The sequence below is a fragment of the Saccharomonospora saliphila YIM 90502 genome (assembly GCF_000383795.1).
Taxonomy (GTDB): Bacteria; Actinomycetota; Actinomycetes; order Mycobacteriales; family Pseudonocardiaceae; genus Saccharomonospora; species Saccharomonospora saliphila.
Window position 1 is genome coordinate 53,563 of record NZ_KB912629.1, and the last position, 12,203, is coordinate 65,765.

Below are 12,203 nucleotides of genomic sequence, written 5' to 3' on the forward strand. Positions count from 1 at the left end.
CCGCGTGCCGGGCGCGGCCGAGCGAGGCCGGGTCACGGTCGAGACCGAGCACGTGGATCGGGTGGGCCGCCGTGCCGAGCCGCAGCGTCGACTCGGCGGCGCCGCACCCGACGTCGAGCACTCGCATCCCCGGCCGCAGCAGCGGCACCACGAACCCCGCGTGACCCTCCGACACGTCCCCAACCCTACGGACCTGGCAGGATCACGGACGTGAGCACGCACCATCCGCACGCCCGAGTCCCCGAGACCCTCTTCGCCGACGCCGAGCGGGAGGCCCGCTGGCGGGCACGGTTCCACGCCGCCCGGGTGTCGGTGCCGGACTGGGCCCTCGACGCGCCCGACCGCAACATCTACGTGTCCAACGCGAGCGGCGTATGGGAGGTCTACGCCTGGGACCGCGCCACCGACACGCACCGCCAGGTCACCGACCGGCCCAACGGCACCCTGCACGCCACGACCTCGCCCGACGGTCGCTGGGTCTGGTGGTTCGACGACACCGACGGTGACGAGTTCGGCACCTGGGTGCGGGAGCCGTTCAGCGCGCCCGAGGGCGACACGACACCCGACGGCGACACGGCACCCGACGGTGACGCGGCGCCCGACGGTGACACGGCGCCCGGTGTGGGCGGCGCCGGCGAGGCCGCCTCCGCCCGCACCGCCGCGACGGTGTTCCCGGACATCGGCGCCGGATACCCGGCCGGGCTGGAGATCGGGCACGAGGTCGTCGCGCTCGGCGTGTCCACCGACGACGGCAGCGCGCTCTACGCCCACCGCGACGGCTCCACGACCCGCTTCTACACCAGCGATCAGGACGCCGACGTCTCGGCGCTCTCCCGCGACGAACGGCTGCTGGCGATCGGCCACGCCGAGCACGGCGATTCCCGCCACCCCGCCGTGCGGGTGCTGGCCTGCGACGACTTCCGCACCGTCGGCGAGAAGTGGGACGGCGAAGGCAAGGGCCTTGCCGCGCTGGCGTTCTCCCCCCGGCGCGGCGACCCGCGCCTGCTGGTGCAGCACGAACGCCACGGCCGTGAGGAACTGCTCGTCTGGGACGTCGAGGCCGACACCGAGACCGAGCTCGACCTCGGACTGCCGGGTGAGGTCGTCGGCGACTGGTACCCGGACGCCGATGCGCTGCTGATCGTCCACTTCCATCAGGGGCGCAGCGAGTTGTACCGCTACGAGTTGGACAGCGGCGTGCTGACCGCGTTGGAGACACCACCCGGCCGGATCGGCGGCGCGGGGGCGCGGCCGGACGGGTCGGTGGAGTACTCGTGGTCGGACGCGGCCACTCCCCCGCTGGTGCGGGTGCGCGACGCCGACGGCACCGACCGGGTTCTGATCACTCCGCCGGGCGAGCGCCCGCCGGAGTCGTCGCCGGTCACCGACGCCTTCGTCGACGGGCCCGGTGGCCGCGTCCACGCGCTGGTGTCCAGGCCGGAGGGCGCGCGGGACGACCGGCCGCTGCCGACGGCGTTCCTCCTGCACGGCGGACCGCACGCCGCCGACGAGGACCGCTTCTCGGCCTACCGCGCGGTGTGGCTGGACGCGGGCTTCGCCGTGGTGGAGGTCAACTACCGGGGCTCCACCGGATACGGCTCGGCGTGGCGGGACGCGATCGAGGGCAGGCCGGGGCTGACCGAGCTGGAGGACGTCGCGGCCGTGCACGACTGGGCCGTGGATTCCGGCCTCGCCGAGAAGGACCGCTGCGTGGTGGGCGGCGCGTCGTGGGGCGGCTACCTGACGCTGCTGGCCCTGGGCACGCAGCCCCAGCGCTGGGCGGCGGGCGTCGCCGGGGTGCCGGTGGCCGACTACGTGGCCGCCTACGCCGACGAGATGGAGCCTCTGCGGGCGTTCGACCGGGCGCTGTTCGGCGGCTCCCCGTCGGAGGTGCCCGCCGTGTACGACGCGTGCTCGCCGCTGACCTACGTGGACGAGGTGCGCGCGCCCGTGCTGGTGCTGGCCGGGGACAACGACCCGCGCTGCCCCATCCGCCAGATCGAGAACTACCTCGACCGGCTGGCCGCGCGGGGCATCGACTACGAGTTCTACCGCTACGACGCGGGCCACGGCTCCCTGGTGATCGCCGAGACGATCACCCAGGTCGCCACCGAGGTCCACTTCGCGATGCGCGCGGTCGGCCTGTCCTGACCCGGCCCGCCTCACACGCAGGCAAGGCCTCCTTCACTGCGTTCAGTGCAGTAAAGGAGGCCTTGCCGACACGCCAACAGGGTGTTCAGGCCTGCTGGGCCTGCCACATCCAGTGCTGCTTCTCCAGCTCCTGGGCGATCTCGATCAGCATGTCCTGGGTGACGAGATCGCTCTTGTCGGTCTCGTCGATGCGGACCCGGATTCGCGCGATGAGCTGGCTGAGGATGTCGACGATCGCGTCGACCGTCTGGTCGGTGGTCTGCCAGTTGTCGGGGTACTCGGGAAGGCCGGAACTCTCGGACACCGTCTTGGCCTTGCCGTTCGGCGAGACCCCGATCGCGTTGGCCCGCTCGGCGACCTCGTCGGTGTAGGTGCGCGCGGCCGAGGTGAGCTCGTCGAGCTGGAGGTGCACGCTGCGGAAGTTCTTCCCGACGACGTTCCAGTGCGCCTGCTTGGCCACCAGCCCCAGATCCACCAGGTCGACCAGCGTCGACTGGAGAACGCTCGCCGTCAGCTCCTTGTCGCTCTCCTTGAGCGGGCTCGTGATGGGCGAGTTCGCCATCGTGGGGTCCTCCCTGAGTTCGTGCCTTCTCGCCGCACGGCGAGATCGGTCGACCTCACGATTACCCGTCCGCGTGATCGTCGAAACGTGGCGTGGCGCGGGCCAGGCCGAACTCGGCGACCTGCCTGCCGATGGTGTGCAGGGTGCGGACCACCTTCTCGTCGGAGGCTCCGCCGCTCTCGTCGAACTTGACCTCGGCGGAGTTCACCGCGCCCCCCAGCGGGGTCGGCCAGCCCCGTAGCGCGTGCGCGATCGTGCGCAACTGGTCGAGCGTGGTCACGGCCGCCTGCCAGCCGTGCGCGACCGCGACCAGCCCGACGCCGCGCCCGTCCAGATACGGCCGGTCGTCCGAGCGCAGGTCCTCGACGTAGTCGAGCGCGTTCTTCACCAGCCCCGACAGGGCGCCGTGGTAGCCCGGGGAGACCACGATCAGGCCGTCGGCCTCGCGGACGGCCTCCACGAGCGCGTGAGCGTCGGCGGCGCGGTCGGCCACGGCCGCGTCGTAGAACGGCAGGGCCAAGCTGCCACCGGTGACCGCCGATGTGGCGGCTCCCGCCTCCTCGGCGCCGGCGAGGGCGATGCGCAACGCCCGCTCCGACTGTGACCCCTCACGCAGGGAGCCTCCGATGCCCAGCACCTTGATCGCACGTGTCGCAGTCACCCTCCTGAGGCTAAACGTTCGAGCCAGCTCGAAGTCCATCCCCGGCGCGACGACGTGTGTCACAGTGCGCCGGGGTGGGGCCGTGACCTCCGGTCCGGCGCGAGCGGACGCGCGGGACCACACGTCCGGCGGAACGCGGTGGCATTCCGGCCTACCCGTCAGTAACGTCAGCGGCACCGACTAGGCCACGGGAGGACAGATGGCGGTACCGTTCCAGATTCGCGCTCAGGCCGCGGCGGCCCGGTTCCTGTATGCGCTGCCCCGTCCACTGCGCCGGGCGCTCGCGGGCAGGCCCATCCGGCTCGACGGCCAGGAACTCGCACTCGACGCCCAGCTCCTGCTGCGCCTGCAACAGTTGTCCGGAGCCGCGCTCGCGAGCGGCTCCGTCGAGCGGGCACGCGCCGCGCTGACGCGATCCCGGCATCTGGTCAGCGGCCCGCCGATCCAGCCGGTCCACGCCAGTGAACTCACCATCTCCGCCGACCACGGCGACCTGCCCGCGACCCTCTACACCCCGGAGGGCCTGGGGGAGCCCTCGCCCGCGCTGGTCTTCTACCACGGCGGCGGCTGGGTCGTCGGGGACCGCGACACCCACGACAACGTGGCGCGTTTCCTGGCCAAGCACGCGCGGGTGCGGGTCCTGTCGGTGGATTACCGGCTCGCGCCCGAGCATCCGTTCCCCGCCGCGCAGGAGGACGCGCTGGCGGCCTTCGACTACGCCGTCGCCAAGGCGAGCGACCTCGGCATCGACGGCGACCGGATCGCGGTCGGTGGCGACAGCGCGGGCGGAAACCTCGCCGCCGTGACCGCCTACGCGGCCACGCGCAGGGCGGGGCCCGCGCCGGTCTTCCAGCTGCTGCTCTACCCCGCCGTCGATGCCACGGTACGGCACCGCTCCCGGGAACTGTTCGCCGACGGGTTCTTCCTCACCGACGAGGAGATGACCTGGTTCATCGACCACTACGCCCCGGACGGGGTGGACCGGGCCGACCCGTTGCTGTCCCCGCTCAGGGCCGAGGACCTCAGCGGGCTACCGCCCGCCTACCTCGCCACCGCCGGGTTCGACCCGTTGCGCGACGAGGGCGAGGCCTACGCCGACCGGCTGCGCGAGGCAGGCGTGCCGGTCGCGCTGAGCAGGCAACCGGACCTGATCCACGGCTACGCCAATTTCCTGGGCGTGGGCAGGCGGTTCACCGAAGCCACCGCCGAGGCCGCGGGCGCCCTGCGCGTCGGTGTGGCCTGACCGACCGCGTCGAACGCAGTCAAGGCCTCCTTCACTGCACTGAACGCAGTGAAGGAGGCCTTGACGACATGCCAACCCCACCAGGGGTGTGGGCTTTACTTGCCGAAGGCGCTCGCGATCTTGTCGCCGAGGTCCTTGTCGACGTTGCGCCAGTACTCGAAGACGCGCTCCAGCACCGGCTCGGAGACGCCGTTGCTGGCGTGGCCGATGATGTTCTGCGCCAGGCGCTCGCGCTGCGCGTCGTCCATCACCTCACGCACCAGCGTGCCCGCCTGGCCGAAGTCGTCGTCCTCGGCGTGCAGGGTGTAGGCCGAGCGCACGACCTCGTCGTCGATGCCGTAGGTCGCCGTGGTCTCCGAGGCCCGCTCCGGGTCGGCGTGCGCGCCGCCCATCGTGTTGGGCGCGTACACCGGGTCGCCGGTGTTGCGGTACCGCATCTGGCCGTCCTTGGAGTACGAGTTCACCTCGGACTTGGCCGCGTTCACCGGAAGCTGGGTGTAGTTCGCGCCGATGCGGTAACGGTGGGCGTCGGCGTAGGCGAACAGCCGCCCCTGCAGCATCTTGTCCGGCGACGGGCCGATGCCGGGAACCAGGTTCGACGGCTCGAACGAGGCCTGCTCGATCTCGGCGAAGTAGTTCTCCGGGTTCCGGTTCAGCGTGTACTTGCCGACCTTGATCAGCGGGTAGTCGCCGTGCGGCCACACCTTGGTCAGATCGAACGGGTTGAACCGGTAGGTCGCCGCGTCGGCGTAGGGCATGACCTGGACGTAGAGGGTCCAGCTCGGGTGGTCGCCCCTCTCGATGGCGTTCCACAGGTCACGGATGTGGTGGTCACCGTCGGCACCGGCCAGACGGTCACCCTCCTCCTGGGTCAGGCACTCGATGCCCTGGTCGGTCTTGAAGTGGTACTTGACCCAGAACTTCTCGCCCTTGGCGTTCTCCCACAGGTAGGTGTGGGAGCCGTAGCCGTTCATGTGCCGCCAGGTCTTCGGGAGACCGCGGTCGCCCATCAGCCAGGTGACCTGGTGGGCGGACTCGGGACGCAGCGTCCAGAAGTCCCACTGCATGTTGTGGTCACGCAGGTGGTTGTCGGCACGGCGCTTCTGCGAGTGGATGAAGTCCGGGAACTTGATCGGGTCGCGGATGAAGAAGACGGGCGTGTTGTTGCCGACGATGTCGTAGTTGCCTTCGCTGGTGTAGAACTTCACCGCGAAGCCGCGGGGGTCGCGCCAGGTGTCCGGGGAGCCGAGCTCACCCGCGACGGTGGAGAACCGGATGAGGCTCTCGGTGCGGGTGCCGGGCTGGAACACGGCGGCCTTCGTGTACTGGCTGACGTCCTCGGTGACCTCGAGGAAGCCGAAGGCACCGCCGCCCTTGGCGTGCACGACACGCTCGGGCACGCGCTCGCGGTTGAACTGAGCGTTCTTCTCGATCAGGTAGTGATCCTGCAGCAGGATCGGACCGTTGGTGCCGGCGGTCAGCGAGTCGTTGTCGCTGCCCACCGGGATACCCACGTTGTTCGTGGTCGGCTTCGTCACGCCGATGCCTCCTCGTCGTGGTGCTTGCAGGCCGGGCACAGTCCCCAGAAGACGACCTCCGCCTCCTCGACCGCGAACCCGCTGACGTGCGACGGTTCGAGGCAGGGCGCGGCGCCGCGGACGCAGTCCACGTCCTCGGTACGCCCGCACCGGCGGCAGACCAGGTGGTGGTGGTTGTCTCCTGTTCGGGTCTCGAACCGGGCCGGATGTCCGGCAGGTTCGATCCGCCTCACCAGTTCCGCGTTCGTACAGGCCCCGAGTACGTCGTAGACGGCCTGGGTGGACACGGACCCGAGTTTCCCGCGCACACCGGCGGCAACCTGGTCGGCCGTGGCGTGCGGGTGATCGGTCAGCCACTCCAGCACGGCCAGCCGGGGAGCGGTGACCCGCAGACCGGCCGACTTGAGGTGGTCCCGTACGGAGCTTCGCTGATGAGACATCGCCCGCACAGCATGACGTCTTTTTTGGAATGAGTCAAGTCTTTGGATCAGTCCAGAAAACCGCCGAGTGTGCCGTGCGTCGCTCGCATCATCGCACGCTTCCGCACAGGGTGCCTGCCACGCCACGCCCCGTATCACCCGTCCGGGTACCGCGCCCCGCGTCGAGCCGCGGGGATCGAGCACCGGGCACGGAAATCACCTTGCACGGGCGTACCAGGTTACGGTTACGTCACAGGAGTGCCGTTCCAGCCGTACCGCCGCGTCCTGCGCATTCCCGGACTGCCCACGTCACTGCTGCTCATGTTCCTGACGCGGGTGCCCGTGACCGCCACCGGCATCACCCTGACCCTGCACGTCGTGGGCGAGCTCGGCCGCGGCTACGGCGCGGCCGGACTGGTCGGGACCGCCACCATGGCGGGGACCGCGCTCGGCGCTCCCCTGCTCGGCCGCCTGATCGACCGGCACGGCCTGCGCCCGGTACTCGCCTTGTGCGGCATCACCTCGACCGCCTTCTGGATCAGCGCGCCGCATCTGCCCTACGCGATCCTGCTCGTGGCGGCACTACCCGCAGGGGCCCTCGTCGTACCGGCGGGGTCGATCGCCCGGCAGGTCCTGACCGCTCTGGTACCGCCCGAGCACCGCCGCACCGCCTTCTCGCTGGACACGATGTCGGTCGAGGTGTCGTACATGACCGGCCCCGTGGCCGCGATCGCGGTGACCACACAGCTCTCGTCCACCGCTACCCTGTGCGGCATCGGCGTCGCGTTCGGGGTGCTGGCCGCGACACTGTTCCGGATCAACCCGCGCGTGCGCACCGCCGAGGAGAGCGCCGGGGCAGCCGCGCGGCCTCCGCTGCGGTCGTGGCTGAGCAGGCCGCTGGTGGCGACGTTGCTCATCGCGACCGGGGCACTGTTCGTGCTCGTCGGCACCGAGCTGACCACGGTCGCGGCGCTGCGCGAGTCGGGCGAGGTGGCCTGGACCGGTGTCGTGATCGCCGTGATGTGCCTGGCCTCGCTGCTCGGAGGGCTGGCCCACGGTGCCGCACGGAGATCGCTGTCCCAGCTCACACTCATGATCGGCCTGGCCGCGCTGGTGCTCCCCGTGGGGCTCGTCGACCACCCGTGGTGGCTGCTGGCGCTCGCGCTGATCCCCTCGAATCTGCTGTGCGCGCCGACACTGGCCGCCACCACCGAGTCTGTCAGCGTGCTGGTGCCGCACACCGTGCGCGGTGAGGCGATGGGTGTACAGGACTCGGCGACCCGGATGGGACTGGCACTGGGCAGCCCTGTCGTCGGGGCGGTGCTGGATTACGCGGGGCCCGCCGCGGGTTTCGCCGCCGCGGGCCTCGGCGGCCTCGTCTTCGCCGCGGTCGGTTTCGCGCTGCTCGGCGGACGGGTGCGGATCACCGCCTCCCCGCACGCGGTGCCGGAACCGAGTCCGGCACCGCGGTAGAGCCCGCCTACAGGCACGCCTGCCGAAGCTGATCCAGCCGGGTCAGATTGTCGTGCAGCCACCCGTTGAAGTCGTCCAGGTGGTCGAGCTTGCGCCGCTCCAGCTCGAGGTATCCGTCGGCCAGGTCGTACAGGTTCTCCTGCACCGTCTGGTCGGCGACCTCGTTCCCGAGCGCGCGCAACCGCTCGGCCTTCTCCCCGGCGTTCGCGGCGACCTGCTCCGGGTCGATGTTCGGGTTGAGGTCGACGATGCCGAGTGCCTCGCTGCACGCGCTCGCTTTGTCCGTGGCACTGTTCACCTGCTCGACCGCGTCATTGACCTCGCCGCACCCCGTGGTGAGCCCGGCCACCGACAGCACGACGGCAGCGGGCCACGCCCGAACACCCCTGATTCGCATGGTCTCGACCGTACCGGGATTCGCTCGCGGGGCGGTAGCGAGCACACGGGGCGGGGTCCGCATCCCCGAGCCGAAAACGGTCACGCTACGTCACGGTGACGGCGCCCCTCGCCCAGCGACCGCGCGGGTCACCGGGCACCGGCTCGGGCTCACCGGGACCGCGCGATCAGCTCCGCGATCTGCACGGTGTTCAGAGCGGCGCCCTTGCGCAGGTTGTCGCCCGCGACGAACAGGGCGAGGCCGCGGCCACCCTCGACCCCCGGGTCGGCCCGGAGCCGCCCGACATGGCTCGGGTCGGTGCCCGCGGCCTCCAGAGGGGTGGGGATGTCGGACAGCCGGACGCCCGGCGCGGTGGACAGCAGCCGGGTGGCCTGCTCGGCCGACAGCGGCCGCGCGAACTCGGCGTTGATCGACAACGCGTGCCCGGTGAACACCGGCACCCGCACGCACGTGCCGGACACCCGCAGCTCGGGGATGTCGAGGATCTTGCGGCTCTCGTTGCGGAGCTTCTGTTCCTCGTCGGTCTCGTTCGAGCCGTCGTCGACGACCGACCCGGCCATCGGCAGCGCGTTGAACGCGATCGGCCGCGCGTACTTGGCGGGCTCGCCGAGCTCGACCGCCGACCCGTCGTGGGTGAGATCGGTGGCCCGCTCGCCCGCGTTCCGCACCTGTTCGGCGAGTTCCTCCACACCGGCGAGGCCGCTTCCGGACACCGCCTGGTACGTGCTGGCCACGAGCCGCACCAGGCCCGCCTCGTCGTGCAGGGGCTTGAGCACCGGCATCGCGGCCATCGTGGTGCAGTTCGGGTTGGCGATGATCCCCTTGCGAGCGTCCTTGACCGCCTGCGGGTTGACCTCGCTCACCACCAGCGGCACGTCCGGATCGAGCCGCCAGGCCGAGGAATTGTCGATCACGGTGACACCCGCCTCGGCGAAGCGAGGCGCCTGCGCCTTCGACGTCGCACCACCCGCGGAGAACAGCGCGACGTCCAACCCGGACGGGTCGGCCGTGGCCACGTCCTCGACCACGATCTCCTCGCCGTTCCACGGCAGGGTGCTGCCCGCCGAGCGCGACGAGGCGAAGTAGCGCATCCGCGCCACGGGAAAGTTGCGCTCGGCCAGCAACCGGCGCATCACGGCCCCCACCTGGCCGGTGGCGCCGACGACGCCGACCCGGAGGCCCTCCGTGTTCTCGGTGTTCTCCGCCGCCATCAGCGACCACTCCCCGCGTAGACGACGGCCTCTTCGTCGCCGCCGAGTTCGAATGCCTCGTGGATCGCGCGCACGGCGTCGTCGAGCTGCGCGTCCCTGATCAGGACCGAGATGCGGATCTCGGAGGTGTTGATGATCTCGATGTTGACCCCGGCGCGCGCCAGCGCCTCGCAGAAGGTCGCCGTCACCCCGGGATGCGACCGCATCCCGGCGCCGACCAGCGACACCTTGCCGACGTGGTCGTCGTAGACCACCGCGGAGAAGTCCAGCTCCGACTTGATCTTCTCGAGCTCGCTGACCGCGTGTGGACCGTTGGCCTTGGACAGTGTGAAGGTGATGTCGGTGCGCCCGCCCGTGTTGGAGATGTTCTGGAGCACCATGTCGATGTCGATCTCCGCGTCGGCGACGGCGCGGAAGATCCGGGCCGCCGCGCCGGTGTGGTCCGGCACGCCGGTGACGGTGATCTTCGCCTCCGACCGGTCGTGGGCGACACCGGTGATCAACGCTTGTTCCACGGGGATCTCCTCAATCGAACCGGTCACGGTCGTGCCCGGCTTGTCACTGTAGGACGAGCGGACCCGGATCGGCACGCCGTAGCGGCGGGCGTACTCGACCGAGCGCAGGTGCAGGATCTTGGAACCGCTGGCCGCCAGCTCGAGCATCTCCTCGTACGGGACGGTGTCGAGCTTGCGCGCGTCGGGCACGATGCGCGGGTCCGCGGTGTAGACACCGTCCACATCGGAGTAAATTTCGCAGACGTCGGCGTTCAGCGACGCGGCGAGGGCCACCGCCGTCGTGTCGGACCCGCCGCGGCCGAGCGTGGTGATGTCCTTGGTGTCCTGCGCGACGCCCTGGAATCCGGCCACCAGGGCGATGTAGCCCTGTTCGAGCGCCTCGGTGACCCGCGACGGGGTGACGTCGATGATCCGGGCGTTGCCGTGCACGGACGTGGTGACCACCCCGGCCTGCGAGCCGGTGAACGACCAGGCCTCGGCGCCCTGCGCCGAGATCGCCATCGCGACCAGGGCGTTCGAGATCCGCTCCCCCGCGGTGAGCAGCATGTCCATCTCACGCTCGGGGGGCACCGGGTTCACCTGTTCGGCCAGGTCGAGCAGCTCGTCGGTGGTATCTCCCATCGCCGAGCACACCACCACGACGTCGTTGCCCGCCTTCCGGGTGGCGACGATCCGCTCCGCCACGCGCTTGATGCGGTCGGCGCTCTCCAGCGACGAACCACCGTACTTCTGGACTACGAGCGCCACGGCTTCCGTTCCTCCTCGCATGCACGCCTGCCCCACCGATCCGGTCTCGGCTTGCGGCGCTGCGAATCGCTTGGCCTCTCAGGGTACCGGGGTGTCCGGTCCCGATTAACCGGCTTTGTGGCACCGGCCACTGCCGCGCGGGAGTTCCCGACGGACTCCGGACATCTTCCTCCGCACCCGCCGTGACCCGCGATTTCTTGCATCACGCGTACCCACACCACCCGGCGTTGTCGGAGCCCCCTGGCATACTCGGGACACGATGAGTGACAAGGAAGCTGACACCAGTGTGGCCGTGCACGACCTGATCGCGCGCCGCTGGAGCCCGCGTGCCTTCGACGCGGACGTCGCCCTCGATCCCGAGCGGGTCCGCGCCCTACTGGAGGCTGCCCGCTGGGCCCCGTCGTTCGGCAACACCCAGCCCGCCCGGTACCTGGTGGGCCTGCGCGGTGACGACACGTTCGAGCGCATCCTCGGTGCGCTGGCCGAGGGGAACCGGTCGTGGGCGCACCGCGCCGGTGCCCTGCTGGTCGGCTGCGCCCGCGTGCGCAACGAGAAGGGCGGGGTGCCCTACGCCGAGTACGGCGTGGGCCTCTCGGCGGAGAACCTGGCGTTGCAGGCCGTGGCCGACGGGCTCGCGGTGCACCAGATGGCCGGTTTCGACGCCGACACCGTCCGGCGCGAGTTCGCTCTGCCCGACGAGATCACGCCGCTGGTGGCGATCGCGGTCGGCGTGACCGCGGACCCGGAGGTGCTCGGCGACGAGCGCGCCGTCACCAGGGAGACCGCACCGCGCCGACGGATCGCGCTGGCGGAGTTCGCCTTCAGCGGCACCTGGGGTGAGGCGACCTACCCGGCCTGAGCCGGACGGGGAGTGCGTGGGCGTGGCGGCCCGGCGCGAGGAGTGTGCGCGCCGGGTCAGACCGCCCTGCCGAGGCCCCCGACGGTGCGGATGACGCGGGCCACGAGCGACGAGACCACCATCCAGAACACCGCCGCGATGCCGTAGTTGAGCAGCACGGCCAGTTTCGGGTCGTCCGGGACGAACAGGTCCTCGAAACCGAGCGCGACCTCGGAGGAGGCCCCCGCGACGAACGACACGATGCCGTTGTCCGGATTCGCCTCCCCGACCACGAAGATCACGTGCAGGACGAGCACGACGGCGAACGCGAGCCCCACCCAGCGGGCGATCCCCGCGAGCAGCCCGACACCGCGCTCCCGGGCCCTGCGCCAGTCGGTGCGGCGACCCGGACGGGGGTCGGCATCGGCTTCCGCACCCGCCGCGGCCC

General features: G+C 70.9%; 12 protein-coding genes. 4 read left to right on the forward strand and 8 right to left on the reverse strand.

Annotated features, from left to right (window positions below; genetic code table 11):
- The first annotated feature begins 210 nt into the window (after positions 1-210).
- Positions 211-2,151 (forward strand): prolyl oligopeptidase family serine peptidase, encoded by a 1,941-nt coding sequence (locus SACSA_RS0104350; protein WP_019813826.1) that lies wholly within the window; start codon positions 211-213, stop codon positions 2,149-2,151.
- 85 nt (positions 2,152-2,236) lie between these two features.
- Here SACSA_RS0104350 and SACSA_RS0104355 read toward each other — a convergent pair whose 3' ends face one another.
- Positions 2,237-2,713: a Dps family protein gene (locus SACSA_RS0104355; protein WP_019813827.1), complete on the reverse strand. Its 477-nt coding sequence runs from the start codon at positions 2,711-2,713 to the stop codon at positions 2,237-2,239.
- A 61-nt stretch (positions 2,714-2,774) separates the two neighbouring features.
- Entirely contained in the window at positions 2,775-3,374 is a 600-nt protein-coding gene (locus SACSA_RS0104360) for an NADPH-dependent FMN reductase (RefSeq protein WP_019813829.1), read from the reverse strand.
- Between the two features lie 199 nt (positions 3,375-3,573).
- Between SACSA_RS0104360 and SACSA_RS0104365 the strand changes: the two genes are divergently transcribed.
- Complete coding sequence (locus SACSA_RS0104365) at positions 3,574-4,617, forward strand: alpha/beta hydrolase (RefSeq protein WP_019813831.1); 1,044 nt, start codon at positions 3,574-3,576, stop codon at positions 4,615-4,617.
- Positions 4,618-4,712: 95 nt separating this feature from the next.
- On the opposite strand, the gene SACSA_RS0104370 is transcribed toward SACSA_RS0104365, so the two are convergent.
- Together SACSA_RS0104370 and SACSA_RS0104375 are read right to left on the reverse strand one after the other, a co-directional pair.
- Positions 4,713-6,155, reverse strand: coding sequence for a catalase (locus tag SACSA_RS0104370; RefSeq protein ID WP_019813833.1), 1,443 nt, complete (start codon positions 6,153-6,155; stop codon positions 4,713-4,715).
- Positions 6,152-6,595: a Fur family transcriptional regulator gene (locus SACSA_RS0104375; RefSeq protein ID WP_048876419.1), complete on the reverse strand. Its 444-nt coding sequence runs from the start codon at positions 6,593-6,595 to the stop codon at positions 6,152-6,154. The genes SACSA_RS0104370 and SACSA_RS0104375 overlap by 4 nt, the downstream gene beginning before the upstream one ends.
- Positions 6,596-6,832: 237 nt before the next feature.
- On the opposite strand from SACSA_RS0104375, the gene SACSA_RS21445 reads away from it, so the two are divergent.
- Complete coding sequence (locus SACSA_RS21445) at positions 6,833-8,047, forward strand: MFS transporter (protein WP_019813837.1); 1,215 nt, start codon at positions 6,833-6,835, stop codon at positions 8,045-8,047.
- Positions 8,048-8,054: 7 nt separating this feature from the next.
- Here the strand turns inward: SACSA_RS21445 and SACSA_RS0104385 are convergent, their stop codons facing one another.
- From SACSA_RS0104385 to SACSA_RS0104395, 3 genes are all read right to left on the reverse strand, one after another.
- Positions 8,055-8,444 (reverse strand): hypothetical protein, encoded by a 390-nt coding sequence (locus tag SACSA_RS0104385; protein ID WP_028661533.1) that lies wholly within the window; start codon positions 8,442-8,444, stop codon positions 8,055-8,057.
- A 149-nt stretch (positions 8,445-8,593) separates the two neighbouring features.
- A complete protein-coding gene (locus SACSA_RS0104390) occupies positions 8,594-9,655 on the reverse strand; it encodes an aspartate-semialdehyde dehydrogenase (protein WP_019813842.1) in 1,062 nt (353 codons plus the stop codon).
- A complete protein-coding gene (locus SACSA_RS0104395; RefSeq protein WP_019813844.1) occupies positions 9,655-10,917 on the reverse strand; it encodes an aspartate kinase in 1,263 nt (420 codons plus the stop codon). The genes SACSA_RS0104390 and SACSA_RS0104395 overlap by 1 nt, the downstream gene beginning before the upstream one ends.
- A 259-nt stretch (positions 10,918-11,176) precedes the next feature.
- Between SACSA_RS0104395 and SACSA_RS0104400 the strand changes: the two genes are divergently transcribed.
- Entirely contained in the window at positions 11,177-11,776 is a 600-nt protein-coding gene (locus SACSA_RS0104400; protein WP_028661534.1) for a nitroreductase family protein, read from the forward strand.
- 56 nt (positions 11,777-11,832) lie between these two features.
- Here the strand turns inward: SACSA_RS0104400 and SACSA_RS21450 are convergent.
- A partial coding sequence (locus SACSA_RS21450; RefSeq protein ID WP_019813848.1) for a hypothetical protein occupies positions 11,833-12,203 on the reverse strand: 371 nt, incomplete at its 5' end.

Excerpts from the sequence above, each read along its gene's own strand:
- SACSA_RS0104390 (WP_019813842.1), bottom strand. The coding sequence starts at position 9,655 with ATGGCGGCGGAGAACACCGAGAACACGGAGGGCCTCCGGGTCGGCGTC.
- SACSA_RS0104365 (WP_019813831.1), top strand. The coding sequence starts at position 3,574 with ATGGCGGTACCGTTCCAGATTCGCGCTCAGGCCGCGGCGGCCCGGTTC.
- SACSA_RS0104400 (WP_028661534.1), top strand. The coding sequence starts at position 11,177 with ATGAGTGACAAGGAAGCTGACACCAGTGTGGCCGTGCACGACCTGATC.
- SACSA_RS0104385 (WP_028661533.1), bottom strand. The coding sequence starts at position 8,444 with ATGCGAATCAGGGGTGTTCGGGCGTGGCCCGCTGCCGTCGTGCTGTCG.
- SACSA_RS0104355 (WP_019813827.1), bottom strand. The coding sequence starts at position 2,713 with ATGGCGAACTCGCCCATCACGAGCCCGCTCAAGGAGAGCGACAAGGAG.
- SACSA_RS0104375 (WP_048876419.1), bottom strand. The coding sequence starts at position 6,595 with ATGTCTCATCAGCGAAGCTCCGTACGGGACCACCTCAAGTCGGCCGGT.